Source organism: Candidatus Omnitrophota bacterium, from assembly GCA_028715965.1.
Taxonomy (GTDB): Bacteria; Omnitrophota; Gorgyraeia; order Tantalellales; family Tantalellaceae; genus JAQUQS01.
This window is the reverse complement of record JAQUQS010000016.1, coordinates 14,010-38,300: the sequence shown is the minus strand read 5'-3', so window position 1 is coordinate 38,300 and position 24,291 is coordinate 14,010. Positions and strand designations below refer to the sequence as shown.

General features: G+C 51.6%; 30 protein-coding genes and 2 tRNA genes. 1 reads left to right on the top strand and 31 read right to left on the bottom strand.

Features of this window, described 5'->3' with window-relative positions; all coding sequences use genetic code 11:
- The 28 genes from PHH49_06940 to PHH49_06805 form a co-directional block, all read right to left on the bottom strand.
- A partial coding sequence (locus PHH49_06940; GenBank protein ID MDD5488674.1) for a polyribonucleotide nucleotidyltransferase occupies positions 1-466 on the bottom strand: 466 nt, incomplete at its 3' end.
- Positions 467-510: 44 nt separating this feature from the next.
- Positions 511-780 (bottom strand): 30S ribosomal protein S15, encoded by a 270-nt coding sequence (rpsO, locus tag PHH49_06935; protein MDD5488673.1) that lies wholly within the window; start codon positions 778-780, stop codon positions 511-513.
- 178 nt (positions 781-958) lie between these two features.
- A complete protein-coding gene (locus PHH49_06930; GenBank protein ID MDD5488672.1) occupies positions 959-1,924 on the bottom strand; it encodes a bifunctional riboflavin kinase/FAD synthetase in 966 nt (321 codons plus the stop codon).
- The gene (truB, locus tag PHH49_06925) at positions 1,902-2,582 is read right to left on the bottom strand and encodes a tRNA pseudouridine(55) synthase TruB (GenBank protein MDD5488671.1); all 681 of its coding nucleotides are present in this window, start codon (positions 2,580-2,582) and stop codon (positions 1,902-1,904) included. Before truB ends, PHH49_06930 begins: the two co-directional genes overlap by 23 nt.
- On the bottom strand, positions 2,572-3,957 hold the full coding sequence (gene rbfA / locus PHH49_06920; GenBank protein MDD5488670.1) for a 30S ribosome-binding factor RbfA: 1,386 nt from the start codon (positions 3,955-3,957) through the stop codon (positions 2,572-2,574). The genes truB and rbfA overlap by 11 nt, the downstream gene beginning before the upstream one ends.
- 15 nt (positions 3,958-3,972) lie before the next feature.
- The gene (locus PHH49_06915) at positions 3,973-4,254 is read right to left on the bottom strand and encodes a DUF503 domain-containing protein (GenBank protein MDD5488669.1); all 282 of its coding nucleotides are present in this window, start codon (positions 4,252-4,254) and stop codon (positions 3,973-3,975) included.
- Positions 4,255-4,262: 8 nt separating this feature from the next.
- Positions 4,263-5,582, bottom strand: coding sequence for a hypothetical protein (locus PHH49_06910; protein MDD5488668.1), 1,320 nt, complete (start codon positions 5,580-5,582; stop codon positions 4,263-4,265).
- A 20-nt stretch (positions 5,583-5,602) separates the two neighbouring features.
- A complete protein-coding gene (gene xerD, locus PHH49_06905) occupies positions 5,603-6,484 on the bottom strand; it encodes a site-specific tyrosine recombinase XerD (protein MDD5488667.1) in 882 nt (293 codons plus the stop codon).
- Positions 6,485-6,496: 12 nt separating this feature from the next.
- Positions 6,497-7,123, bottom strand: a complete 627-nt coding sequence (locus PHH49_06900) for an MBL fold metallo-hydrolase (GenBank protein MDD5488666.1) — start codon at positions 7,121-7,123, stop codon at positions 6,497-6,499.
- Positions 7,113-7,628, bottom strand: coding sequence for a hypothetical protein (locus PHH49_06895; protein MDD5488665.1), 516 nt, complete (start codon positions 7,626-7,628; stop codon positions 7,113-7,115). Before PHH49_06895 ends, PHH49_06900 begins: the two co-directional genes overlap by 11 nt.
- Before the next feature lie 13 nt (positions 7,629-7,641).
- On the bottom strand, positions 7,642-7,923 hold the full coding sequence (locus PHH49_06890; GenBank protein MDD5488664.1) for an acylphosphatase: 282 nt from the start codon (positions 7,921-7,923) through the stop codon (positions 7,642-7,644).
- A 44-nt stretch (positions 7,924-7,967) separates the two neighbouring features.
- Positions 7,968-8,045 (bottom strand) — tRNA-Pro (locus PHH49_06885).
- 98 nt (positions 8,046-8,143) lie between these two features.
- Entirely contained in the window at positions 8,144-8,476 is a 333-nt protein-coding gene (locus PHH49_06880) for an exosortase system-associated protein, TIGR04073 family (GenBank protein ID MDD5488663.1), read from the bottom strand.
- Positions 8,477-8,521: 45 nt separating this feature from the next.
- On the bottom strand, positions 8,522-9,163 hold the full coding sequence (locus PHH49_06875; protein MDD5488662.1) for a riboflavin synthase: 642 nt from the start codon (positions 9,161-9,163) through the stop codon (positions 8,522-8,524).
- Entirely contained in the window at positions 9,148-10,257 is a 1,110-nt protein-coding gene (gene ribD / locus PHH49_06870; protein MDD5488661.1) for a bifunctional diaminohydroxyphosphoribosylaminopyrimidine deaminase/5-amino-6-(5-phosphoribosylamino)uracil reductase RibD, read from the bottom strand. The genes PHH49_06875 and ribD overlap by 16 nt, the downstream gene beginning before the upstream one ends.
- A gap of 1 nt (position 10,258) precedes the next feature.
- Positions 10,259-11,137, bottom strand: a complete 879-nt coding sequence (locus PHH49_06865) for a PHP domain-containing protein (protein MDD5488660.1) — start codon at positions 11,135-11,137, stop codon at positions 10,259-10,261.
- On the bottom strand, positions 11,112-11,552 hold the full coding sequence (nusB, locus tag PHH49_06860; protein MDD5488659.1) for a transcription antitermination factor NusB: 441 nt from the start codon (positions 11,550-11,552) through the stop codon (positions 11,112-11,114). Before nusB ends, PHH49_06865 begins: the two co-directional genes overlap by 26 nt.
- 31 nt (positions 11,553-11,583) lie before the next feature.
- A complete protein-coding gene (gene ribE, locus PHH49_06855) occupies positions 11,584-12,054 on the bottom strand; it encodes a 6,7-dimethyl-8-ribityllumazine synthase (GenBank protein ID MDD5488658.1) in 471 nt (156 codons plus the stop codon).
- A 14-nt stretch (positions 12,055-12,068) separates the two neighbouring features.
- On the bottom strand, positions 12,069-13,268 hold the full coding sequence (locus PHH49_06850) for a bifunctional 3,4-dihydroxy-2-butanone-4-phosphate synthase/GTP cyclohydrolase II (protein ID MDD5488657.1): 1,200 nt from the start codon (positions 13,266-13,268) through the stop codon (positions 12,069-12,071).
- A 530-nt stretch (positions 13,269-13,798) separates the two neighbouring features.
- Positions 13,799-15,448, bottom strand: coding sequence for a chaperonin GroEL (groL, locus tag PHH49_06845; GenBank protein MDD5488656.1), 1,650 nt, complete (start codon positions 15,446-15,448; stop codon positions 13,799-13,801).
- A gap of 47 nt (positions 15,449-15,495) precedes the next feature.
- The gene (gene groES / locus PHH49_06840; protein ID MDD5488655.1) at positions 15,496-15,786 is read right to left on the bottom strand and encodes a co-chaperone GroES; all 291 of its coding nucleotides are present in this window, start codon (positions 15,784-15,786) and stop codon (positions 15,496-15,498) included.
- Between the two features lie 224 nt (positions 15,787-16,010).
- A complete protein-coding gene (locus PHH49_06835) occupies positions 16,011-16,748 on the bottom strand; it encodes a type III pantothenate kinase (GenBank protein MDD5488654.1) in 738 nt (245 codons plus the stop codon).
- Between the two features lie 16 nt (positions 16,749-16,764).
- A complete protein-coding gene (locus PHH49_06830; GenBank protein ID MDD5488653.1) occupies positions 16,765-17,751 on the bottom strand; it encodes a biotin--[acetyl-CoA-carboxylase] ligase in 987 nt (328 codons plus the stop codon).
- A gap of 77 nt (positions 17,752-17,828) precedes the next feature.
- On the bottom strand, positions 17,829-18,437 hold the full coding sequence (locus tag PHH49_06825) for a site-2 protease family protein (GenBank protein MDD5488652.1): 609 nt from the start codon (positions 18,435-18,437) through the stop codon (positions 17,829-17,831).
- Between the two features lie 33 nt (positions 18,438-18,470).
- On the bottom strand, positions 18,471-18,650 hold the full coding sequence (locus tag PHH49_06820; protein ID MDD5488651.1) for a hypothetical protein: 180 nt from the start codon (positions 18,648-18,650) through the stop codon (positions 18,471-18,473).
- Positions 18,651-18,691: 41 nt separating this feature from the next.
- On the bottom strand, positions 18,692-19,633 hold the full coding sequence (hflC, locus tag PHH49_06815; protein MDD5488650.1) for a protease modulator HflC: 942 nt from the start codon (positions 19,631-19,633) through the stop codon (positions 18,692-18,694).
- Positions 19,630-20,634 carry an FtsH protease activity modulator HflK gene (hflK, locus tag PHH49_06810; GenBank protein ID MDD5488649.1) on the bottom strand — a complete coding sequence of 335 codons (1,005 nt, stop codon included), beginning with the start codon at positions 20,632-20,634 and terminating at the stop codon, positions 19,630-19,632. Before hflK ends, hflC begins: the two co-directional genes overlap by 4 nt.
- Positions 20,635-20,646: 12 nt before the next feature.
- Positions 20,647-21,066: a hypothetical protein gene (locus PHH49_06805; protein MDD5488648.1), complete on the bottom strand. Its 420-nt coding sequence runs from the start codon at positions 21,064-21,066 to the stop codon at positions 20,647-20,649.
- Between the two features lie 122 nt (positions 21,067-21,188).
- Between PHH49_06805 and PHH49_06800 the strand changes: the two genes are divergently transcribed.
- A tRNA-Met gene (locus PHH49_06800) sits at positions 21,189-21,265 on the top strand.
- Between the two features lie 35 nt (positions 21,266-21,300).
- Here the strand turns inward: PHH49_06800 and purU are convergent.
- Genes purU through PHH49_06785 form a run of 3 tightly spaced genes read right to left on the bottom strand, consistent with a single transcriptional unit; the run spans position 21,301 to position 24,290 of the window.
- Positions 21,301-22,152, bottom strand: a complete 852-nt coding sequence (gene purU / locus PHH49_06795; GenBank protein ID MDD5488647.1) for a formyltetrahydrofolate deformylase — start codon at positions 22,150-22,152, stop codon at positions 21,301-21,303.
- Between the two features lie 21 nt (positions 22,153-22,173).
- Entirely contained in the window at positions 22,174-23,256 is a 1,083-nt protein-coding gene (mnmA, locus tag PHH49_06790) for a tRNA 2-thiouridine(34) synthase MnmA (GenBank protein ID MDD5488646.1), read from the bottom strand.
- Positions 23,253-24,290 carry an FAD:protein FMN transferase gene (locus PHH49_06785; GenBank protein MDD5488645.1) on the bottom strand — a complete coding sequence of 346 codons (1,038 nt, stop codon included), beginning with the start codon at positions 24,288-24,290 and terminating at the stop codon, positions 23,253-23,255. The genes mnmA and PHH49_06785 overlap by 4 nt, the downstream gene beginning before the upstream one ends.
- Position 24,291: the final 1 nt, after the last annotated feature.

Below are 24,291 nucleotides of genomic sequence, written 5' to 3'. Positions count from 1 at the left end.
CCCCGACCTTGCCGACCCTCACACAACCTATAGGGCCGTTAAAAGGTATATCGGATATAGTGAGCGCCGCTGACGCGCCGATAACGGCGAGAGCGTCAGACTCGTTCTTCCCGTCGGATGAAAGCACTGTCGCTATCACCTGCACCTCGTTCATCATGCCGTCCGGGAACAGCGGTCTTATCGGCCTGTCTATCATCCTGGAAGTGAGTATCTCTTTCTCTGTAGGCCTGCCTTCCCTCTTGAAAAATCCGCCTGGGATCCTGCCCGCCGCGAAAGTCCTCTCCTTATACTCGACCGTAAGGGGAAAGAAATCCATGCTTTCGTTGGCTGTTCTGGCACACACACACGTGACAAGCACCATAGTGCCGCCACACTGCACGGTGACCGACCCGTCAGCCTGTTTCGCAAGTTTTCCTGTCGATATTATAAGTTCTTCATTCCCCAATCTGGTTGTAACTGATTCCATATCCTATACCTGTCTTTCCTGTTGAATTAATAAAATCGGGGCTCTTACTTCCTGAGCCCGAGCTTCTGGATGGTATCTTTGTACTTTTCATCATCCACTGTTCTCAAATACTTAAGTAGCTTTCTTCTCTTGTTGACCAGCATAAGAAGTCCCCTGCGGGAATGATGGTCTTTCTTGTGCATCTTGAAGTGTTCGGAAAGAGAATTTATCCTCTCGCTCAGAAGCGCTATCTGTACCTCCGGAGATCCCGTATCAGAATCATGCTTCTTGAACTCTCCAATGATCTCTTGTTTCTTCGTTTTTGTGGTTGCCATTGCTTTATTTCACCTCCTGTTCAAGGACGCCAACAAACGTCCCGGATTTTATCATCGGGCTGTATGTTAGCATATAAACAATACTTTGTAAATACAATAATAATGAACGTGGTTTTGTTAGTTATATTATAATATTATTACGGTTAGGAATAAAGAAGATTCCACGGTTTAATCACACCTATGTCATCCTATTTACGGCGAGCCGGCCGGCTTTTCGGAATATCCCCTTCGCGGCCGAAATGTCCTTTTCTATCTGCTCTTTGAGCTTGTCTTCCCCGGAAAACCTGCGTTCTCCGCGTATACGGGACAGAAAAAATATCTCTATGTGGCGGCCGTAAAGGTCGCCAGAGAAGCCGGGTATATGCGCCTCGATACACGGCTCCTTTCTCGCTTTCAACTTATTACCGTAAAATGTCGGCTTAAACCCTATGTTCAATACTCCGCCGTAAGACCTGCCTCCAAGAGGGATATCCACCGCGTAAACACCCGGGGGTGGTATCACCTCATGATGCGGGTCTATATTGGCGGTAGGGATCCCGAATCTCCTCCCGCGTTTATCCCCGCTTACAACGGTCCCCAACACTGAAACAGGCCGTCCCAAAAGTCTTTTCGCCCTGACAAGGTCGCCTTTTGAGATAAGGTCCCTGATCCACGTACTGCTGACTATCTTGCCGTCCCTTTTTACCGGAGGTACGGACTTGACCTGGATCCCGAACTTTTTGCCTATCTTTGCCAGCTCTTTTATACTGCCCTTTTTACCGGCACCGAAATAAAAATTGCTGCCGGCGAAGACAGTGCCTACCCCCATACCTACAAGCACTTTTTCGACAAAATCCTCAGGCGCCATAGAAGCAATGGCCTCGGAGAAATTTATAACAACGGCCGCGTCCAGACCCATCTTCTCGAATATCGACAGCCTGTGTTCCAGGGACATTATACGGGGGGGGTCGTTCCTGCTGCTGAAATAGTTCCTGGGATGGGGATCAAACGTTATCACAATACGGTCACGACCCGGCGCGTTGAAAGCCATGGTCCGCGCTATCACCTTACGATGGCCAAGATGCACGCCATCAAAGATACCGATACAAGCCACCGGGGCCTTTAATTTACTTCTCCAGCTTCTATAACCGTATAATAACTTCATTGAGTCTTTCCGGGCTCATTTCCATTACTTCCTGGAACCCGACCGCGTCCTCTATCCGGAACTTTCCGGACCTCGTCCTGCGGAGTTCCCAAAGATGCGCGCCACATCCCAGGACGGTCCCGATATCGTCCGCCAGCTGACGAACATATGTCCCCTTGGTACATGTCATTCTTACATCGAAAAAAGGCATATCGACGCTAGTTATCTCCATATCCGATATGGTTATCCTTACCGGTTCCCTCTCGACCACTATGCCCTTGCGGGCCAACTCGTAAAGTTTTTTGCCCTTGACCTTTTTGGCGGAGACCATCGGGGGGACCTGGTCGGACTCACCCTCGAACCCCATCACCACACGCCTCACTTCATCCTCGCCTGGAAGCGCGTCGCTTGTCGCGACCACCACGCCTTCCCGATCTCCCGTATCCGTACGTTCTCCCAGCTTTATCCTCGCCTCGTACTCTTTTTCGTCCGACGAATAAAGCACTGAGGCTTTGGTGGCCTTTCCCAGCAAAAGCACAAGTACTCCGGTCGCGTTGGGATCGAGCGTACCGGCATGCCCCACTTTTTTTACGCCGAACCTGCGCCGGACAGCGCTAACCACATCATGACTGGTCATGCCTTTTTCCTTGTCCACGACAAGCACTCCGTCATTCGCCATTGCCGGCACCCTCTTCCGCGAAAACGACCTTTTTCACTTCCTTGATAACGATGTCTATCGCTTCCTCCAGAGAACGCTCGAACACACATCCCGATGCCAGAGGATGCCCGCCACCCCCGAATCCCGCGGCTATTTTGTTCACGTTCACATCCCCCGCGGACCGAAAGCTCACGTTGATCTTGTTCTTATGGTTGCCGTTCTCCTTGAAGAAGATCGCTACCTTTACCCCTTTTATGGAACGCGGATAGTTAATGAATTCGTCGGTGGACACCGCGCTTACACCTTCCCGCTCGCACATCTCCCGGGTAATGTACATATAAGCTATAGCCCCGCCCGCCTCAAGCTTGAGCGTGGAGAGAGCGCTCCCAAGGACCTTAATTTCCTCGAACGATTTCTTCTCGAATATCTGGCTGTACATCCTCTTGGGATCGACCCCCCTGGTTATGAGCTCGCCAGCTACGGCGTGTGTTACCGAAGTGGTATTGTCATAATTGAACCTGCCCGTATCGGTCACTATAGCGGTATATATAGGCTCGGCCACCTCCTCGGAGATCTCCGCCCCCAACGCCGCGATAAGATGGTATATCATCTCTCCCACGGACGACGCCTCCGGCGCCACCCAATTAACGGACCCGAACATGGAATTGCTCACGTGATGGTCTATATTGATGATCCGGAGGCCTTCGGCCAGCAGGCTCTCCACTACCCCGGTACGCTCCATGACCGGACAATCCAGGACGATACATGCCTGGGCGACAAACCCCTCCGGGATAGAATCAGTTATAAGCCCGGAGCCTTTAAGGAACCTGAGGTTATCCGGGACGACGTCGTGGTTCACCATGACCGCGGTCTTACCGAGTTGTTTAAGGATGTGGTACATGGCCAGCTGGCTGCCCACGGAATCCCCTTCGGGATTAATATGCGCGGTAATAAGAAAGTTGTCCACGCCCTTGATCGCCTCAACGACCGCTTTCATGTCATCGTTATCCAACATATACGTGAGTTTCTTTTTCATCTCTTTTTCCTTCTTCTCCTTTTCCAGCCTGGCGAATATCTCGTCTATCCCGCCATGCGCTTTCTGATCCCTTTTTTCTTCCAGAAAAGTTAACCTCGGCACATATTTCATGGCTATTTTTTTTGCCAGAGACCCGCGCACATGGCTCGCAGACCGCTTTAGCCCTTTTAGTACCCCGTCTTTCTTATCCATGTTCTCTGCCGGAATAACGCAATATATCCGGGCCTCCCTGAGGTCCCTCGACACTTCCGCCCTGACGACCGTTACTCCCTGTACACGCGGATCGTCTATCTCTGACGCGAGAATGAACGATATCTCTCGTTTTATGGTCTCACATATACGATCCATCCTATCCAGCATGATATCCCCGATCCCCTATAGATATTCCACGTGATGATCCAGCACCACTACTTTCACATAACCGTCCACAAGACCCATGATGCCGTCTACTTCTTTTGAGAGACGAGTCCGGTCGTTGGACACTATAGCTATAGCCAGTTCCGCGGCTTGCCATTTGTCGAGCTTTCCCGTTTCTGCCACGGAAACGTTAAAGCGGGCCCGCATCCTTTCCTTAAGACTTTTGAGAACACTTCTTTTGTCTTTAAGACTACGTGAACTTTTTATATAAAGCTCTATCGAAATAACGCTTAAATGCATATCCCGCGCTATATCCTTTCCCGTCCGGAAAGTATGTCCCTGACAAGCCCGAGTTCCCGCTCCTTTGTCGGCGCTTTGCCTTCCAATTTTCTGCGCAGTATCTCACGCAGGAGCTTTCCCATGAACGGCCCGGGCCTTACCCCCAATTCATGGAGAGCGTTCCCGTCCGTCTCCGTCACAACGTAACGGTATTTCCGCAGGTATGCGCGGATATATTTTCTTGCCTGCGTTCCCCCGGCGGAACTGTACAAAAAAAGCACAGCCTCGACCGGCAGAGGCTTCAGGATATCGTAAATCCCGGCGGCTGTCAACCTGCCGGACCCTAATAACTCTATCTCCTTACGTGGAACGCTCTTCTGGGCCATGACCTTAGCCGTAACATCCTTTGAGAATATCAGGCGTTTGAGCGCGCGTTCCGCCGCCCGGGAGGTAAGCCCCGACATAAAAAGCATCAGGTAAGCTATCCAGAGACCCGGATGGTCCTCCTCAGGAAAAGCAACGGCATACCAGGCGTGGTCTTTTCTTATCTGTCCTGCGACACGCGCGCAGTCCGGCACGAGCTTCATACCCGGAGAGATGAACCTTATTTCGTCAAGCTGGCTCATCCGGGAGAAACACCTTTCGGGATATTTCTCGTTCATGACTGCCACAAGCTCGTTCCGTAACCTTTCCCCTGATATTTTGTCGAACATTTTTTCACGAACGGCCGTTCTTATCAGCCGCTTCGTTCCCGTTTCTATCTTGAACCCCAGACGCTGCTCGAACCTTACTGCCCTGAATATGCGCGTTGGATCATCAATAAAACTTCCCGGATGCAGAACACGTATTATCTTTTTCCCGATGTCCCTTTCTCCCCCGTACGGATCCACCAGCGCCCCGAACTCTCCCGGAGATATGGACACGGCCATGGCGTTTATCGTGAAATCCCTCCTGAAAAGATCATCCTTGATATCCCCCTCGGCCACGTCGGGAAGTACGGCTGGTTTTTTGTAGGTCTCTCTACGCGCGGTGGTAAGGTCTACCCTGAGCCCCCCTGTCCCCCTGGAGCCAATTGGGGGCAGGAACAAGGTCGCTGTTCCGAATCTCGGATACACCGCGATGGAAGCGTTCAAAACACACGCCATCTGTTCCGCGAACCCGATCGCGTCCCTCTCGACCATTATATCAACGTCCTTGTTGGCCCGACCCATCACGAGGTCCCTGACAAAACCGCCTGTAAGATAGGCTCGAGACCCGCCATCCCGGGCCTTCTCCCCTATCAAGGCGATAAGACGCACGATCTTAGGAGGCAATACACTTGTCATTTTTCCTGCCAGGTCCCTTTTCATAAGACACCTCACGAACGGGCTCACGCCCTGGGATGGAATTTTTTATGTACGTTACGTAATTTATCGCTAGTGACATGCGTATATATCTGCGTAGTGGAAATATCCGCGTGGCCAAGCATTTCCTGCACGCCACGGAGTTCCGCTCCGCCTTCCAGAAGATGCGTGGCAAAAGAATGCCGAAGTGTATGCGGCGTGATATGTTTTGTTATCCCCGCTTTAACGGCGTATTTCCTTATCATTTTCCAGAGGCTCTGTCGTGATATCTTCCGGCCCAGTTTTGAAAGAAAAAAATGCGTGGACTGGCCTGACCCGACCAGATGCGGTCTCGCGTCCGAAAGATATTTCGCCATGGCCGACGATGCCGCGTCACCGAACGGGACTATCCTTTCTTTACCGCCTTTGCCGAAACATTTGACATACAACGAAGCCAGGTTGATATCGGTCTTCTTAAGCTCTACCACTTCCGAGACCCTGAGTCCGGAAGCGTACATCAATTCAAGTATGGCCCTGTCCCGTATGCCCGCTTTCGTGCGTGGCGGAGCGGCCAGGAGCCGTTCCACCTCTTCCTTCGTAAGCACCCCAGGGATCGTCTTCCACATACGCGGCGTTTCGACCATGGCCGCCACGTTTTCCCGCACTACCTGTTCGGCCAGAAGGAATTTCCAGAACGTCTTAAGCGCCGCCAGGTTCCTGGCTATGCTCGTCGCGCCCAATCCTCCGTCCTTGAGATGGAGCATGTAATTGACTATGTCATCCCTGGTAACGCAAACGATATCCGTCCTGCTTTTCTCAATATATCCGGAGAACCTGAGGAGGTCATGCCTGTACGAACTTATGGTGTTCGCGCTTACGCCTCTCTCTACCTCCATAAAATACAGGAATTGTTCCACATGCTTTTTCATTTTACCGTTTCTTCAGATAAAGGGGTTATGTTCCTTCTCATACCCTATGGATGTGGACGGGCCATGCCCCGGAAAGACCCGGGTCTTGTCCGGGAGAACGTATAACTTGTCCGCTATCGATCGTGTTATCGCGTCCTGGTCCCCTCCGGGCAGATCTGTCCTCCCTACTCCTTCACGGAACAGAGTATCACCACTGATGAGTATTTCCTCCCCGACAAGAAGTGATATCGAACCGGGGCTATGTCCGGGTGTATGTATGACCCTGACCATGGTCCCGCCAAGCTCAAGGATATCCCCGTCCACAAGTAGACGGTCCGGGCTCCCGGGCTTAACGGTCTGACCCGTCAGCATTGAGAGGTTCTTCCACGGGTCCGTCAGGCTCTCCGCGTCCAACTCGTGGATAGCTACCGGGTACCTGAAATCACCATTAGCGGCTATATGGTCCACGTGTCCGTGCGTGTTGACGGTGAACTTGATATCCAGGCCGGAGTCCTTTATGAACTCATCTATAGCCGGGTCATATGCTCCCGGGTCCACCAACAGGCCTTTGCCGGAACCGGCGTCATACACGACATAACAATTGGCTCCTAACGGTCCGACAACGAACCCTTCTATCAGAACGTTGTCGTCACTTCGCAAACTCGCTCCTTATACTTCCTCCCACTTTCGTATATGAGAAATCTTTTTTTACGGCTCTCCCTATATTCTCGAGCTTGCGGCGCATCCTGACCGCGTTCCCCGCGGTCACCTTTTCCATCTTTATCTGTTGTTCTATCCCTGCCATGTCGTCAATGATCTCCTGAAGCGCGGCGGCTTTTTCATCAACCAGCATATTACGCATGTCTATCAGGTTCGAAACGTCCTGCTCCGCGGCTATCACGGTCTTTTTGTGGTTATCCGACTGCAGAACGTCAAGAAGGTCCCTGTGCCAGTTCTTCCAGTACACATATCGCTTGGTATACAGGTCCAGGCTGGGCTTCACGTCGTATTCCTTCACGCTTATATATCGAGCCGTCGGCTTTGTCTCTTTTTTTGATTTTGGGACTAATTTATCCTTTAGCTGAGCGCACCCAACCGCGCCCAGACAGAAAGATATCGCTACCAGCACCGCTACGGGCCTTCTAAATAAAACGTAAGATATCATGTCCCTCCTTGTTCTAATGTGTTATGCGGAAGCCTTCCAACAGCTTACCGTGAACAGCCTCTTCCCGCGCTTTATAATCCGATATATATCCCGACATGTCACGGGTGACCTCTCCCAGGAACGCGTCGATCTGGTTCCCGGTGCCTTCGCAAACAGCCTCCACGCTGCCATCCGGGAGGTTACGCACGAACCCGGATACACCTGACCTTTTGGCAGCGTTTAAAGCGGTGAAACGAAAACCAACACCTTGAACTGTTCCGAAGAAAAAGAAATGAACCCTTTGAACGTTACCCATGCCAGGTAATCCCCGATAAAGGATAGTTTGTGACGAAGAAAAATTGGTCGGGGCGCTGGGATTTGAACCCAGGACCTCCACGTCCCGAACGTGGCGCGCTAGCCAAACTGCGCTACGCCCCGCGACCATTTCTAAAAGAAACGCTGCTATATTAACATTATAATATAACAGCGTCAATAGTATTGTTATATATCCTACAGGCGTGACAACTTACGTTAATTCACGGCTGCATCAGGTATTCCGGGTCCGTCAATATCGGGGCATATCCCTCTGGGGCCGGGACCGGGAAAGAAACGGTCTCATACGCGCCTACCACTACCCTTTTCCCGAACTCGATGACTCCCTGGAGAATTCCCAGCGTCGTCCCCGCGAACAGGCCTTTCTCTTCCGACACGTCGTTTATGCCCTTAAAAAAGAAAAGCGGCGACGTCAATATGTTGGTCAATCCGCGGCCAAGCTTGGTCACCGGGCCCGGAGTATCCGTAGCTCCGGCCACTCCACATACTGAGACCAGCAGGCATAGTATCATCATCGATATAAGACATTTTTTCATACTGCCCTCCCGTATTTACGTTTTACACGACACGTACCAACAATATCATATAAAACCATTCTCGGCAAGCTTACCCCAGGTTATTTTGCCCTTCGCAGGCCCCGCATGTTCCGGCCGCGTCATATCTTTTTTCATGAGCATATCGAATTCCACGTTCACCGTATATCCTTTTTTGACCATGTTAAGCGTGGTGTTCCCAAGGGTATGCGGGATGATGAATACCTTGAACGAATTTTTAAGTATTTCCCCTATCGTCAGGCTTATCCCGTCCAGGGCGACCGAACCTTTGGGCACCACGAAACGCCTATCTTCGGGCTCCAGGCCGATCTCCACTTCTACCCCGCGGAGGGTCTTCCCAACGCTCAGGACCTTCCGTTCACCATCGATATGCCCGGAAACGAAATGTCCGCTTACCATGTCCCCGGCTTTAAGCGCCGGCTCAAGGTTCACCTTATCCCCTGGCCTGAGACGTTTAAGATTAGTGGTCTCGAAAGTCCTCCCTATGACATCAAAGGACAGGGCGCTGGAACGGGAAACGAGCGTAAGGCACACACCATTAACGGCTATGCTTCCCCCTATATCCACGTCATCATGTTTTTTCCCGGCATCCACGCGCAAATGATACGTGCCCTTCCGTTCAAGCACGCTTTTTACTTTCCCGATAGTTTGAACTATACCCGTGAACATATCTTTCCCCTTACCAGGATATCCTGCCCCACCTTAGCGCATACGGCATCCTTAAGGCCTATAGCGTGCTTTATATCTCCGGCCCCCTTACCTCTCAGCGACGTCATATCCCCTCCAAGTATTTTTGGGGAGATGAAGAACATGACCTCGTTCACAAGTTTCTCGTCCACAAGACTACCCGCCAGGTCCGCCCCACCTTCCACCAGCACGTTATACACCCCGTGAAGATACAGCTCCTTCATCGCCATCCTGAGCGGCACTCTTCCCCGTACGGACCGTAAACGGACCAGTTTGACGCCTTTCACCGCGGTCAATCTTTCCATGTTCGCTCGCGGCGCAAGTTCAGTAAACAGGATAATGACCGGCGCGTGTCCAGCGGTCCTGATAAGCTGTGAGCGAAGCGGTGTCCTTAGCTTGCTATCAGCGACGATCCTGACCGGATAAACGCTTTTTTTCCCGGCGGGCAAAAGAAGAGGGTCGTCCTTGAGGACGGTGTTTATCCCGACCATGACAGCATCATGCCGTGCCCTCAACTTCTTGACATATGCCCGGGAAACAGGCGAGGTTATCCATCTGGACGTTCCGTTGCGCGCCGCTATCTTTCCATCAAGTGATTGGGCCAGCTTCAATGTGATATACGGTCTTTTTGACGAAATGAATTCCATGTATTTACGGTTAAGTTCCCTGGCCCTGCCCGCGCAAAGGCCGACCTTAACCTGAATACCCGCTTTTCTCAACTTATTTATACCTTTGCCGGCCACGAGAGGATTAGGATCCTTCATGGCGACAAAGACCGACCTTATGCCGTTCCGTATTATCGCTTCCGTGCATGGCGGGGTCTTGCCGAAATGGTCACAAGGTTCCAGCGTAACATACATATCCGCGCCCCGGGCTTTGCCGGCGGCGTCTTTCAGCGCGACTATTTCCGCGTGGGGCATACCCGCTTTCCTGTGGTATCCACGGCCCACAACACCACCGTTGCGTGTTATTACCGCGCCGACCATAGGATTGGGATATGTCCTCTCATCGGCTTTAGCGGCCAATTCCAGGGCCATGGACATGAATTTTTCGTGTTCTTTATCCGTACACGCCATCTTACTGTTTTTCCTGCCTGGCTTCCGCGGCGGAACGCAGGGCCGACACGACGTCGTGCTCCACAAGTATGGACCCCAGCATGATCCTGTCGCCTCCGGTACCATGGCAATCGGACCCGCCGGTAACGATAAGCCCGTATTTTTCCGCCAGTTTTTTATATTTCTTCGTTTGCGAATAACTGTGTTTTGGATGATATACTTCCAACCCCTTAAGCCCGGCGTCGACATAGGATCTGATATCGTCGTCCCGGCCATACGCTCCCGGATGCGCCAGGACAGGTATCCCGCCCGATGAGGAGATCAAAGCGATAGCTTCCTCGTAAGTGAATCGTTCATACCTGACGTAACAAGGACCGTTCTTGCCGATATATTTGTCGAACGCATCTCTTATGTTCTCGACCATTTTCTCGCTCACCAGCGCCCGGGCTATATGCAATCTTCCCGCGCTCCCGCGCTTGATCTCGCCCATCACGGAATCCGTGGATATGTTCACGCCTTTTTCCCGGAGCAGGTCAAGCATCTTGCCCATTCTCACCAGGCGGTTCTCCTGTATCTTTTTCACGGCCTTTCGGAACGCAGCGTTCTTCCACGCCACGAAGTACCCGAGAATGTGTATCTCATTATCCCCGCTTGACGCGGATATCTCGACACCGGGAACGATCTCCAGACCCGTTCCGCGCGCGGCTTCCATACACTCGTCTATTCCATCCACACAATCATGATCAGTGATCGCCACGGCGCTAAGCCCCTTGTTCAGGGCGTTCTTTACCACATCTTCCGGGGACAGGACACCGTCGGAGTAATTCGTGTGCACATGGAGATCCACCCTTCCTACTGCCTTATCTCGCGCCGCCTCAGAGCTGCTTTTCGTCTTTACCACTGTATCGCCTGCTTTCCGATTTATTTATTTTATCAAGTATACCGTTGACGAATTTACCGGAATCTTTATCCCCGTATTTTTTAGCCAGTTCGATGGCCTCGTTTATCGCGACCTTCGGAGGCATGTCTTCTTTATAGAGAAGCTCGTATGTCGCCATACGCAGGATATTCCGGTCAACCGTAGCCATTCTTGTCAGCTCCCAGTTATCGGTATATTGCACTATCGTTGAATCTATGTTCTCCCGGTTGTCGTTGACGCCGCTGACAAGTTCATCCGCGTATGCCCTGATATCCTCTTCGACGGCCGGGGACCCGTTCCAGATCTTTACGCCGACATCGCATAGGGATTCCCCCGATATGTCGCTCGCGTAAAGTATCTTAAGCGCCATTTCCCTGGAAATGGTACGTTTCCTCATATGTGTTCCTTTCTTGTACGCCGTGACGGACCTAGAAAGCATCGTAAAGGTTCGTCATCTCTATAGCGGTCCGGGCTGCTTCTCTTCCTTTGTTCCCACTTTTCGTACCTGCCCGATCAAGGGCCTGTTCGAGGTTATCAGTCGTTATTATCCCGAAGATACACGGTACATCCGTATCAAGCCCGACCTTAGCCACTCCCTTAGCCGCCTCTCCCGCGATAAGATCAAAATGCGGCGTCTCTCCCCTGATAATGGCGCCGAGACATATGACCGCGTCGTATTTCCCTGTCACAGCCATCTTCTTCGCGAGCATTGGCACCTCGAAAGACCCCGGGGCCCAGACAACGGTAACGTCATCTTCTTTCGTCCCATGAGTGATAAGCGTATCTATCGCCCCTTCCAGAAGCTTAGACGATATCAGCTCATTGAACCGGGATACTACTATCCCGAATTTCTTGTTCTTGGATATCATGTTCCCTTTTGTCACTTTTGAACCCGCCATATTTTCCTCCTTGATCAGACATGCTTCAGTTTGTGTCCAAGCCGTTCCTTTTTTGTCCTCAAATACCTTATATTACGGTCACCGGGCTTTATCTCAAGAGGCTCCCTGCCTACTACCTGAAGACCATATCCTTTGAGCCCGATTATCTTCCTGGGATTGTTGGTCAGAAGCTTTATTTTCTTTAATCCAAGATCGGCCAGTATCTGGGCACCTATGCCATAATCCCTCAGGTCGTCCTTGAACCCGAGTTTTTCATTTGCCTCGACCGTATCCAGCCCCTGGTCCTGCAGTTCATACGCTTTAAGTTTATTGAATATGCCTATGCCACGGCCTTCCTGGGAAAGATAAAGTATAACGCCTTTCCCATTGTCCGATATCATTTTCATCGCGGTCTCAAGCTGATCCCCGCAATCACATCTCTTAGAATGGAATATATCCCCCGTCAGGCACTGTGAGTGGACCCTGACCATTACCTCCCCCGAAGTTATATCCCCCTTGACCAGGGCGAGATGCTGGTAATCGTCCGTCATGGACCTGTACGCGTGCAGCCTGAAATCTCCGAACGATGTCGGGAGGTCCACCTCCGCTATTTTGTCTATGAGTTTTTCCCGCGTCCTTCTGTAGGTGATAAGGTCCTCTATCGTGCATATCTTGAGTTTGTGCTGCTCGGCGAACTTCACGAGGTCGGGCATTCTAGCCATGGAACCGTCATCGTTCATTATCTCGCATATTACACCCGCCTCCACAAGCCCGGCCAGCCTCATGAAATCAACCGTGGCTTCCGTATGTCCCGCTCTTACCAATACGCCGCCCTTTTTCGCCCTTAATGGGAAAAGGTGTCCCGGCCTTACAAGATCAGCGGGAGCGGAATCCGGGTCCGCTAACAATTTTATGGTATGGGCCCTGTCATGCGCTGATATACCGGTAGTGATCCCATGCGCCGCGTCCACAGATACAGCCCAAGCCGTTTTGTACGGATCCTGGAACTCTGGCGCCATCGGAGGTAAAGCAAGCCTTTCGGCTATCTCGTCCGACATAGGCGCACAGATAAGCCCCCTGCCATACCTTGCCATGAAATTGATCTTTTCAGGAGTGATCCCCTGGGCCGCCACGATCAGATCTCCTTCGTTCTCCCTGGACGGGTCATCCACCACGACCACCATCTTACCGGCCCTTATGTCCTTAAGGACATCGTCTATTGAATTACGTTTCACTTTTTCCTCCAAGGGTGGAACCCCACGGACATGTCCGTGGGCCCTGAATTATCCTCCTTCGCCTATTTACTTTTATATTGTCTGGCTATGGAGGACCATCCGCCAGTCCACCTTGTAGCGGAATCCGCCGAAGCAATTTATGGTTCTTCTTTGCTAAAGCTCCGAAGAAACAGAGTCTGCGAAGGCGGATAAAATAAAAAAACCCTGAAACTTTGGGTTTTCAGGGTTGAACGGTGATCCCGTAATACTTTTCCCATCCCGGCTTTACGGTCGGTACCCGATTCTCACGAGTTCAAGCCTTTTTTTGGCCTCGCGGACTTAACGGCTAATGATCACCGTATCACCGCCGGCTAAGGAATTCCCCGGACATGCCGGAGGCACCTTACCCCAAAGTTCAGTTAATTTTAGCACAGCATGGATATAAGTCAAGTGTTTTATTGCGTTTCCAAAGGCGCCATTGTTCCCTTGGCCATAAAAAAAAGGAGGAACGGCAAGAGCCGTTCCTCCTTTTGATCCTGCTCAGGCACAAGTTACATCATACCCGGCATACCGCCGCCCATGCCCATACCGCCGCCCATGCCGGCAGCCGGACCCTGGTCCTTTTCCGGTTTGTCGCATATCAGCGTTTCGGTGGTAAGCATAAGGGACGCGACGCTCGCGGCGTTCTGCAGCGCCGTACGGGTCACCTTAGTCGGGTCTATGATGCCTTTTTTGACCATATTGCCGAACTCATCATTCTGCGCGTCATAGCCAAAGGTCTCGTCCTTTTCTTCCAGTATCTTGTTAACCACGACCTCGCCGTTAACGCCGGCATTGGTGGCTATCATTTTTACCGGAGCTTCAAGGGCTTTTTTAACTATCTTAACGCCTATAGCCTCGTCGTCGGTATCTACCTTGAACGACGCGAGTTTCTGGCTCGCCCTGAGAAGCGCTACTCCGCCGCCGGGAACTATGCCTTCTTCCGTAGCTGCCCTGGTCGCGTGAAGAGCGTCCTCTATGCGCGCTTTTTTCTCTTTCATCTCTATTTCCGTAGCGGCTCCAACTTCGATTATCGCTACCCCGCCTGCGAGCTTGGCCAGGCGTTCCTGCAGCTTTTCCCTGTCATAATCGGAATCCGAGTCCTCTATCTGTTTCTTTATCTGGGATATCCGGGCCTTAACGCCATCAGCGTCACCGGCGCCTTCCACGATTGTCGTGTTCTCCTTTGTCACTGTTACCCTTTTGGCCTGTCCAAGGTCCGTGAGGTTCAGGTTCTCCATCTTGATCCCCAGGTCTTCCGTAATGGCCCTGCCACCGGTTAGCACGGCAATGTCTTCCAGCATGGCTTTACGCCTGTCGCCGTAACCCGGGGCTTTTACCGCGCTGCACGCGAACGTGCCGCGTATCTTATTGACAACGAGTGTCGCCAGCGCCTCTCCCTCGGTCTCTTCCGATATGATGAGCAGGGGCCTGCCGGCCTGGGCTACCTTTTCCAAAAGGGGAAGAAGGTTCTTCATGTTAGAGACTTTTTTCTCATGGATAAGTATGTACGGATTGTCCAGGACACATTCCATTCTTTCCATGTCAGTGACGAAATAAGGGGAAAGGTATCCCTGATCGAACTGCATACCTTCCACAAGCTTAAGAGTGGTCTCAAACCCTTTACCTTCCTCAACGGTTATTACCCCGTCCTTACCTACCTTATCCATGGCTTCCGCGATCTTTTGGCCAATTATCTTGTCGTTGTTAGCTGCTATAGTCGCGACCTGAGCTGTTTTCTCGGTGTCTTTTGTGGGGATGGACATTTTTTTGAGCCCTTCGACCACAGCCTCTACTGCCTTTTCCACGCCTTTTTTCATCTGCATGGGATTGACCCCGGCTGTTACGCTCTTAAGTCCTTCCTTATATATAGCTTCCGCCAACACGGTAGCGGTCGTCGTACCGTCACCGGCCACATCGCTCGTCTTGGATGCTACTTCACGTACCATCTCGGCGCCCAGGTTCTCATAGGCGTCTTCGAGCTCTATCTCTTTCGCCACAGTAACGCCATCCTTTGTTATCGTCGGCGCGCCGAATTTCTTCTCGATGACCACGTTACGGCCTTTCGGACCGAGGGTCACTATTACCGCTTTAGCCAGCTTTTCCACACCGCTGAGTATGGACCTGCGAGCTTCATCTCCGAATTGTAATTGCTTTGCCATTTCTCCTCCTTAAAAAATATCGGGTTTACCGCTCAAAACCCTTTCGTTTACTTCTCTATTATCCCCATAATGTCTTCTTCTCTGAGCATCTTGTACTCAGTTCCATCTATTTTAAGGTCCTGTCCGGAGTATTTACCGAACAACACGATATCCCCGACCTTTACCTCCAGCGGGGTTACTTTTCCATCATCGGACATCTTACCTTTTCCAGCGGCTACCACTTTAGCCTGCTGCGGCTTTTCCTGGGCCGTATCCGGCAATACTATCCCTCCCTTTGTCACTTCTTCTGCTTCCATCACTTCGATAAGCACCCTGTCCCCAAGCGGTTTGATCTTCATGTTCTCTACCTCCGTTTTATCTTTTCTTTTGAACTTTGCGATGTTAGCACTCATTTAACGTGAGTGCTAAGAATAGATTTTATATTTTTCCGTGAATTTGTCAAGAGTAAATTAAAAATGTCCTATATTCGAACAAATAAATAGCACTCTTTTAGCGTGAGTGCTAAGAGTAGATTTTATACCATTGCACAGTAATGTCAAGAGGTTTTTGTATCGGATGGCTGTCAGGATAAACTGTCCAGCCCGTGGAACACCAGATCGGCATCCACCACACCTATATTGCGGGCATATTTAGATAAAAGAGCCGCATCGCCTCCGGTTGCCACCACCGGGATCTTCTCCCCCGAAACCGAGCGCATACGCTCTATTATACCGTCACAAAGAGACCCATATCCGGTAAGTATGCCGCTAAGCATACTTCCCCTGGTATCCTTGCCTACCACCCCCTTGAAATGTTTCAACTCTATCTCCGGGAGTAGCGCTGTATTTTCCACAAGGGCCTTCATTCCCAGCCTGACACCGGGAAATATCAATCCTCCTTCATATTCGCCCTTCGGGCTCACAAGATCGAACGTGACCGCGGTCCCGAAATCCACGACTATTACAGGGGAACCGTATAAACACGAAGCGGCATACGCGACCACCAGCCTGTCCTGTCCCACCTCGTCAGGCTTCCTGTAGTTGATCTTGATCGGGACACTTATATCTCTACCAACGATCTTCACGCTAGTACGTGGCATGGTCTTCTTTATAGTGCCCACCATTATCTTGTTGAATTTGGGAACAACACTGACTATCACGGCCTCGGATATGTCAGAAAGAGAAGCACCCATAAGTCGCCGGAACGCTTCAGGCGATACATACGTTTTTGATGTATGGATAAAATACCGCTTGTATATCCTTGTCCCCCTCATGAGAGCTATGGACGTATTCGTGTTCCCTATGTCTATAAGTATCTTCATATCTCCCCGATCTACTTTATAATTCTATGTCCCCGCTGTATATCTTGCGCAAAGCGCCCGAAGCATCCCGTATGACCAACGCTCCATGTTCGTCTATATCTACGGCGGTACCGCTAAGTGGCGCGCCCCGGCCAGGCATGACATTTATTTCCTTCCCCAGCACTATCGACATTTCCCTGCATTCATCCACAAGGGACGCGAACCCCTTATCCCTGAAAACGGAATATCTGGATTCAAAGTCCTCGAGCACTTTCGCCAGAAGGACGTTCCGGTCGACATCCTTATCCCCGGCCTCCTCTTTCAGGCTTGTGGACCCTTCCGGCAGAAGTTGCAGCGGCGTATTTACGTTCACCCCTATCCCCACTATCAGAAAATCCACCATATCCTGCTCCGCTTTCATCTCGCTGAGTATACCGCAGACCTTACGGCCACGGACAAAAATATCATTGGGCCATTTGACGCCCGCGTCGGCTCCCGACACAGAACGTATGGCCCGGCAAACAGCCGCCGCCGCGACAAGGGTCGCGCCTGAAAGGGCGTTGAGGGCCATGCCCGGCCGCAATATGATCGACGCGTATATCCCCCCACCCGGAGGAGAAGCCCATTTACGACCGACCCTTCCCTTCCCACTTGTCTGCTGCTCCGCTATGACGACCACACCCTCCGGAGCACCGCCTTCCGCTATTTCATAAGCCTTATCGTTAGTTGAGCCCACGGCATCATAAACATACATGCCGGCCTTACCGAACAACGACGTACCAAGCCCGTGCAGAATACTGTTCTTAAGCATCTTATCCGGCGTCCTCTTAAGCATGTACCCCTTCCTTGGAGAAGCTTCTATTATATATCCGGATGACCTTAACCTGTCCATGTACTTCCATATAGCGGCCCGGGTGATACCCATTCCACGGCTTATTTCCTCACCTGAAACGAATTCATCCGCCTTGTCCATAAGGACGTCTATCAGCTTCGCGATCTTTCCGTCATTTTCAACAGTTCTCATAAACCCTCTCCAACAGTCCACGCGTCATGATATATTATAGGATAACAGGGACAGGAATGGAAACACAAACCACGCTATCAATGACCAAGTATGGCTCGCGCGACAATACTTACCACGGGCATGATCACCCGATGCAAAAGCCCCCCATAAAGAAGCGCGATAAGTATAATGAATCCATACGGTTTTATCGATCCGTATCTCCTGGCGGCGCGGACCGGCAATAAGGATGATACTAGCCCAGACCCGTCAAGGGGCGGTATCGGGATAAGGTTGAAAAAGCACAGGACAAGGTTCACAAGCACACATATCACCAGAAAGACCTGGGCGGGACAACACCAGCTGAATATCCCCGTACGATATACTATTCCCGCTAAAAGCGCCAGCGCTACATTGGAAGCAGGTCCCGCCACGCTCGTATAAAGCAGTCCCTTCCTTATATCCCGGAAGTTCGACGGATCGATCGGCACGGGTTTAGCCCATCCGAAGACTATAGGAGAATGCATCAGGACCAGCACAAGAGGCAGGAAGAACGTTCCGACCGGGTCTATGTGCGCCTGCGGGTTCAACGTAAGACGCCCGGCATTCCTGGCCGTAGGATCACCAAGACGGTACGCCACGTAGCCATGGGCGAGTTCATGCACAATTACAGCCGGCAGAAAAGCCAGTATGGAAAATATTATATTCACGGTCTTATTCGCCAGACATTATCATGACACAGATCATGCCAGAGTATAACCCATCCTTTTAAGGGCCTTGTTCATGCGTTCCAGGACCTGCTGCCGGCCTTTCCCCTCAGTAAGATTCTCTTTGCATATCGCGGCATACCCCTGGCGGTTCCTTATCTTAAAAATGTTCACGGACGAAACAGGTATTTTCTTCAACACTTTAGCCTTGGCCATATCGCCCCCTTTTCTGTTATTAGCCGGATCAGCATCCGGGACTATTCTATCCGTTTTATATACCTGTAGTAATCGCTGTCCGTTGAGAGCATGATCGTCGTACCGTCATCTATCGTATCCTTATACGTTTCCAGCGTTTTCATGAACGAGTAAAAACCGGGGTCCTTACTGTACGCGTCCGCGTACACGCTTATAGCCTCAGCGTCCGCCGAACCGCGTATCTCCTGCGCGCTCTTATACGCCTCCGATTCTATCTGTTTGAGCAGCTTTTCCCTTTCACCCCGTATCTCCGCGCTCTTACCGCGACCTTCTGAACGATATTGCTCAGCGGCGCGCTTCCTTTCGGATATCATCCGGTCGTACACTTTTTTCCGGACTTCCTCCACGTAATTTATGCGCTCTATCCTCACGTCCACGAGCTCAATACCGTATTGCGGCGCTAACTCCTGGGCCCGCTCGAGTATCTGCTTCTCAAGCCCCTGGCGTCCGGTCTTCACGCGTTCCAGCGCTTCCTCCGCGAAAGCTATGCTGTCAATATCGCCTTTCAGGTCCAATATACGGTTAGAATCGCGTATGGATTCCACCAGGACATGGCCCGTGATAACATCCCGCGTCGCCGAATTTATGATATCATCCAGCCGCGCGTGCGCACCGCGCTCGCTGCCCACGGTCCTGAGGAACTTCAAGGCGTCAACTATCTTCCATCTGGCCGTCGTGTCCACCCATATGTACCTTTTGTCCCTGGTCGGTATCTGGTTGGGATCCCCGTCCCATTCCAGCAGCCTCTTCTCAAAATAGCTAACATGCTGGATGAACGGCAATTTGAAATGCAATCCGGCCTGTGTCACCGGGTCCTTTATCGGCATACCGAACTGCGTTATTACTGCCTGCTGGGTCTCCGGCAGCACATATATGGCGCCCACCAGGAAAAGCATGACCACAAAGAATATTACCGCAACTGTAAAATTAATTATTCTCTTCATTTTGACTGCCCCCCATTCCCGTTTACGTTGAACAAGGGCAGTATGGACTTCTGCTCCGGATCGACGATTATCTTCTTTACCGAAGGAAGCACTTCCGCCATGGTCTCCAGATATAGCCTCTTACGGGTTATCTCCGGGGCCTTTTTATATTCCTCCCATGTCCGGTTAAAACGGCCCGCCTCACCTTGCGCCCTGTTAACCTTATCCAGTTTGTATCCCTCTGCCTGGCTTATCGTACGTTTGGCCTCACCTTTTGCCGATGGTATGGCCTTGTTATACGCCTCCCAGGCCTCGTTTATCATGCGCTCCTTCTCCTGTTTGGCCTCATTCACCTCGTTGAAAGCGGGCTTCACCACATCCGGAGGGTTCACGTCCAGGAGTTTTACGGTCACCACCTGGATCCCTGTATCGTATTTATCGAGCAGGTCCTGCAACTGGTCCTGCGCCATACTGGCTATCTCTTCCCTTTTTGTCGTGAGCACCTCATCCACGGTATAATCACCGCAAAGCCTTCGCATGACCACTTCGGACATGGCCCGGACATTACCTATCGGGTCCCTGGTCTGGAAAAGCAGCTTTACGGGATCCAGCACCCTGTACTGTACCGTCCACCTGACGTCAAGAATGTTCAGGTCACCGGTAAGCATCAGGGACTCGTCATAGAACCCTTTATTCGCGTATACACTGCGCACACCCTCCGCCGTTGTCCTGAACCCGAACTCCTCCTTGAATATCTTTTTCACTTTTATCGGCGTAACGGACTCTATCCCGAACGGGAATTTCGCGTGCAACCCCGGTTCTGTGATACGCACATAACGGCCGAACCTCTGGACCACGCCGACCTCGTCGGGACCGATCGAATATACCGCCCCCTGCGCTATGAAAACCACCAGCAATACCAGAAGAACATACGGCACGAACTTATTGAAGTCCTGGCCCGCCTGGCGTATTTTCGCGGTCTGGTCGCGGAACAGATCCTCCGGAGACCTGAAATCATCCATTTTATCCCCCTCTTATTCTTTTATGACCTGAAAAGTTTGGTACCCTTTGTCACTTTTGCCTTTTCCCGTATACCCCTGTTGTACCGACCAGGTATAGAACTGGCCAGGCACAAAACGTTCGGAAGAGATCGATATCCCGGCTTCCGAAGCAAGTTCTTCCTTGACCATAAGGGCATCCTCCGTTGCCTGTTTCCCGCTGTAAAGTCGGAAAATGTAGAAACGGCCGGGATCGTTCCTCCCGGCGTGCGCGTCCCATTTAAAAGACACCTCGCGCTCGCCACTTATGTTCACCTCACTCGTTACGGGCGCTATCATGCGCGGGACCGGGATATAGTCCCCGGACTTACGGTCAATTACACCCGCGATAGAAGCGACTCCCCCCACGAAGCTGAGCGTAACAAAGAATACCGACAGTAATAAACGTTTTATCATCTGCCTCCATCCTTTCCCAGATTAACACATATCATGGCGCCTATCAAGCCCTTCCGGCCTTTATTATATCATTAATTGACAAACCATGACCTTTAACATATAATTTAAATTCATCGAAAAATGGCGGGGTAGCTCAGATGGTTAGAGCGCACGGCTCATACCCGTGTTGTCGGCGGTTCGATCCCGCCCCCCGCTACCATTTCTTCCACGAACGGGCGACGTCCCGACCAGCGATCAGTCAAATACAACGGTTTTGTTGTCATACACAAGGACTTTTCTCTCGATATGGCGCATCACGGCACGGCTCAGCACTACTTTCTCCAGGTCCTGTCCTTCTATTATAAGGTCTTTCAGGGAATCCCGATGGCTTATCGGGACCGTGTTCTGCTCGATAATAGGACCATCATCCAGGTCTTCCGTGACATAATGGCTGGTAGCCCCTATTATCTTTACCCCACGAAGATAGGCCTGCAAGTAAGGGTTCTTGCCAGCGAAGGCCGGTAGGAACGAATGATGAATGTTAATGATGCGGTTCCGGTACCTGTCCACGAACGCCGAGGGCAATATCTGCATATAACGCGCGAGCACTACCAGGTCCACCTTCTTGTCCTTAAGCAGTTTAAGCTGTTCTTCCTGCCGCATGTCCCTGGACCTTGGAGAGACCGGTATATGGTGGAATTCCACGCCGAATTCCCTGGCTACACTACAAGCATCCTTATGATTGCTTATGATAACAGGTATATCACAGTCGATCTGCCCGGACTTATGCCTGAGGAGAAGATCATAAAGACAATGCAGGTGTTTGGAAACAAAGATCGCCATACGTATACGCCTGTCCGTAAAGAACAGGTCCCATTCCATCCCGAACTTCCTGGCGATAGGCGCGAACGCCTTACCGACCTTGTCCCTGGCCAGGGTAAACCCGTCCATCGACCATTCCACCCTCATAAAGAACGTATTGGCGTATTCGTCCGTATGCTGCTCGGCATGTAGTATGTTGCCTTTGTTCTTATACACAAAATCCGTGATCGTAGCCGTGATCCCTTTTTTATCAGGGCAAGATATAAGCAATATCGCGCGAACCATATGTCCCTCCCGTATCATGGCCTATTTAATATCACAAACACTTTCGATCCAGCCGCCGCCCGCGACAAGGTCCCCATCGTAGAACACAGCCGCTTGCCCCGGGGTGGGCGCAAACTGTTCTTTTTCGAGTCTCACCATGACCTTATCCCCGTCAATAGCCTCGATATCCGCCGGGGTCCTTTCCCCGTTATAACGTATCATCACTTCAAGCCTGCGTCCGGAACGCTCGTTCTCCCGCAGGAGCCAGTTCACTCCCGCCACGACAAGACCGCCCTTCATGGCTTCCTCTTTATTCCCGATCGTCACGGTATTCCTCACGGGATCTATCTTAAGGACATACTGCGGCTTGCCGGTAGCCACGCCAAGCCCTTTTCTCTGCCCTATGGTATATGAGACTATCCCCTCATGCCTGCCCACGACCTTACCGGACATATCGAGTATATCACCGGGAACGAATATTTCCAAACCGCCCTCTTTCAGGTACTCCCGGTAATCCTTATCTCCCGTGGCGAAACATACATCCTGACTGCTTTTGCGGCGAGCTGACATGAACCCGTTGGATAGAGCTATCTCCCTCACCTCCGGCTTTTCCAGGTCTCCAAGCGGGAACTCGACCAGTTTAAGTCGGTCCCGCGGTATATCATAAAGGAAGTAAGTCTGGTCATTATGGGCATTACGGGCCGAGGCCAGAAAATGATCTTCCCCCCGCCGTACTATCCTGGCATAATGCCCGGTAGCGACCTTCTCCGCCCCAAGTGCCAGGGCCTTGTCGATAAGGTATCCAAACTTTATCTTGCTATTGCAATTCACGCAGGGATTAGGTGTCCTGCCACGGCGATATTCATCAACAAAGTATTTTTTGACCTCGTTCGCGAACTCTTCGGAAAGGTCTATCACATAATGAGGAAAACCCATATCCTCCGCCGCGCTCCTGGCGTATTGTATGGAGTCCAAAGAACAGCACATCTTGTCCCCCACAGCCCCGCATTCCTCCTTGGGCCAGGTCTTGATGGTCACGCCTATGACATCATGGCCCTGCTGTTTCAGTAGATACGCGGCTACACACGAATCCACCCCGCCCGACATCGCGGCTACTATCTTCATTCCTGCCCCCCCAGAACATACGCGCGGGCCGAAGCGGAATATCGCACCACAACGTCCGACCCCGGCTCATCCACGGTTATCACTTCAACCCCCTCTATGCTGTCCGCCAGGTCCACCGCTTTTTCCGCCCCCATGGCCATCATCCCCGTCGCGAGCGCGTCCGCGGTCATGCAATCGACGGCGATAACGGTCACGCTGGAAGGTTTCAGTTTCACAGGCCCGTCAGTTGAGGGATCTATTATATGGGATACCACCTCTCCGCTCCCGCGGTCCGTGACCTTGTTCTCATAGTCCCCACTCGTGGCGACCGCCGCGTTCTTGATCCCAAGCGTGATGAGCACCTTTCCCGTCCTAGGGTCGCGTAAACCTATTTTCCACGCGGACCCGTCCTTTTTCTCCGTGCAATATATATCCCCACCCGCGTTTATGAGAAAATGTTCCGCTCCCTGCTCCTTCATTTTTCCCGCCATGCGGTCCACGATATATCCCTTGGCGATACCGGAAAGGTCCAGGCATGTACCATCGGCTATGCTCACTGAGCCGTTAGTTTCGTCCAGCTTAATGTTGGTCCAGGAAACGCCGGTATCGTTGTCGGGGATCAGGTCCAATATCTGCCTGGGAACTTCGGAATAAAAGCCGTTGCGTTTCAGGATAGGCGCCACGGTAACATCGAACTCGCCGCCGGTCGAACGGCTTATTTCCGTAGCACGTCGGATCACTGTAAATAGGTCCGGATCCCCAGTAGATACCCGTGTCCTGTTCAGGTCGTTCAAAGCGCTTTTTGGGTTATAAAGTGACAGTCTGTCCTCAAGCGCTTTGGCCAGCTCGATAGCGCTGTTTATCGCCCCATCGGGAGGAACCGCGAGTCCGGCAGAAGGATAAAGAATGACCCGCACGAATGTGCCCATCAACATATCACTAGCCGATGATGGCGTGGCCTGCGCTATCCTGCCGCAGCCGTGTAAAAGCGGCACAACGAGCAAGATAACGGCTGGCCCCAGGATCTTTCGTTTGATGTCGTTAAAGAGTTTCATT

Excerpts from the sequence above, each read along its gene's own strand:
- rpsO (MDD5488673.1), bottom strand. The coding sequence starts at position 780 with ATGGCAACCACAAAAACGAAGAAACAAGAGATCATTGGAGAGTTCAAG.
- PHH49_06930 (MDD5488672.1), bottom strand. The coding sequence starts at position 1,924 with ATGAAGTTATTATACGGTTATAGAAGCTGGAGAAGTAAATTAAAGGCC.
- truB (MDD5488671.1), bottom strand. The coding sequence starts at position 2,582 with ATGGCGAATGACGGAGTGCTTGTCGTGGACAAGGAAAAAGGCATGACC.
- rbfA (MDD5488670.1), bottom strand. The coding sequence starts at position 3,957 with ATGCTGGATAGGATGGATCGTATATGTGAGACCATAAAACGAGAGATA.
- PHH49_06915 (MDD5488669.1), bottom strand. The coding sequence starts at position 4,254 with ATGCATTTAAGCGTTATTTCGATAGAGCTTTATATAAAAAGTTCACGT.
- PHH49_06910 (MDD5488668.1), bottom strand. The coding sequence starts at position 5,582 with ATGAAAAGGGACCTGGCAGGAAAAATGACAAGTGTATTGCCTCCTAAG.
- xerD (MDD5488667.1), bottom strand. The coding sequence starts at position 6,484 with ATGAAAAAGCATGTGGAACAATTCCTGTATTTTATGGAGGTAGAGAGA.
- PHH49_06895 (MDD5488665.1), bottom strand. The coding sequence starts at position 7,628 with ATGATATCTTACGTTTTATTTAGAAGGCCCGTAGCGGTGCTGGTAGCG.
- PHH49_06890 (MDD5488664.1), bottom strand. The coding sequence starts at position 7,923 with ATGGGTAACGTTCAAAGGGTTCATTTCTTTTTCTTCGGAACAGTTCAA.
- PHH49_06880 (MDD5488663.1), bottom strand. The coding sequence starts at position 8,476 with ATGAAAAAATGTCTTATATCGATGATGATACTATGCCTGCTGGTCTCA.
- PHH49_06875 (MDD5488662.1), bottom strand. The coding sequence starts at position 9,163 with ATGTTCACGGGTATAGTTCAAACTATCGGGAAAGTAAAAAGCGTGCTT.
- ribD (MDD5488661.1), bottom strand. The coding sequence starts at position 10,257 with ATGGCGTGTACGGATAAAGAACACGAAAAATTCATGTCCATGGCCCTG.
- nusB (MDD5488659.1), bottom strand. The coding sequence starts at position 11,552 with ATGAGGAAACGTACCATTTCCAGGGAAATGGCGCTTAAGATACTTTAC.
- ribE (MDD5488658.1), bottom strand. The coding sequence starts at position 12,054 with ATGGCGGGTTCAAAAGTGACAAAAGGGAACATGATATCCAAGAACAAG.
- groL (MDD5488656.1), bottom strand. The coding sequence starts at position 15,448 with ATGGCAAAGCAATTACAATTCGGAGATGAAGCTCGCAGGTCCATACTC.
- groES (MDD5488655.1), bottom strand. The coding sequence starts at position 15,786 with ATGAAGATCAAACCGCTTGGGGACAGGGTGCTTATCGAAGTGATGGAA.
- PHH49_06835 (MDD5488654.1), bottom strand. The coding sequence starts at position 16,748 with ATGAAGATACTTATAGACATAGGGAACACGAATACGTCCATAGCTCTC.
- PHH49_06830 (MDD5488653.1), bottom strand. The coding sequence starts at position 17,751 with ATGAGAACTGTTGAAAATGACGGAAAGATCGCGAAGCTGATAGACGTC.
- PHH49_06820 (MDD5488651.1), bottom strand. The coding sequence starts at position 18,650 with ATGGCCAAGGCTAAAGTGTTGAAGAAAATACCTGTTTCGTCCGTGAAC.
- hflC (MDD5488650.1), bottom strand. The coding sequence starts at position 19,633 with ATGAAGAGAATAATTAATTTTACAGTTGCGGTAATATTCTTTGTGGTC.
- hflK (MDD5488649.1), bottom strand. The coding sequence starts at position 20,634 with ATGGATGATTTCAGGTCTCCGGAGGATCTGTTCCGCGACCAGACCGCG.
- PHH49_06805 (MDD5488648.1), bottom strand. The coding sequence starts at position 21,066 with ATGATAAAACGTTTATTACTGTCGGTATTCTTTGTTACGCTCAGCTTC.
- purU (MDD5488647.1), bottom strand. The coding sequence starts at position 22,152 with ATGGTTCGCGCGATATTGCTTATATCTTGCCCTGATAAAAAAGGGATC.
- mnmA (MDD5488646.1), bottom strand. The coding sequence starts at position 23,256 with ATGAAGATAGTAGCCGCGATGTCGGGCGGGGTGGATTCGTGTGTAGCC.
- PHH49_06785 (MDD5488645.1), bottom strand. The coding sequence starts at position 24,290 with ATGAAACTCTTTAACGACATCAAACGAAAGATCCTGGGGCCAGCCGTT.